The sequence below is a fragment of the Kitasatospora phosalacinea genome, assembly GCF_000716545.1.
GTDB lineage: Bacteria > Actinomycetota > Actinomycetes > Streptomycetales > Streptomycetaceae > Kitasatospora > Kitasatospora phosalacinea.
In genome coordinates, this window is the sequence record NZ_JNWZ01000190.1 from 1 (window position 1) to 398 (window position 398).

Genomic DNA, 398 nt, shown 5'->3' on the forward strand with positions numbered 1-398 from the left:
GGCGCGTGCGGCGCTCTCGTCGTGTTCGGCCTGCAGCAGCCGCAGGAGTTCGGTGACGTTCACGCGGCCAGCTCGACGTCGTCGCGCCAGGCGGGGCTGGGGGTGGTGAGGCGGCGGAGCATGCCGGCGGTAGAGGCCCAGTAGACGCGGGAGGCGGCGTTGTCGGGCCGGTGGTCGTAGTCGCGGGCGAGGCGCCGGTGGAGCATGAGGGTGCCGTTCGTCTGCTCGACCACCCACCGCTTCGGTTGCGGAACGAACCCCTTGCCCACGTCGTCGGGGTTGCGCCGGACCACCTCGACGGTGATGTCCTTCACCGCCCCGTGGATGATCACGGCGTCCTTGAAGCCCTGGTCGACCAGGGGGACGGGTCCTCTAATCGCCGGGCCCGCTCCCGCACC

At 71.6% G+C, this 398-nt stretch carries 1 pseudogene; it reads right to left on the reverse strand.

Annotated elements, in window-relative coordinates:
- Positions 1-59: 59 nt before the first annotated feature.
- Positions 60-398, reverse strand: a pseudogene (locus OO48_RS34085) (hypothetical protein); the annotation flags it as partial.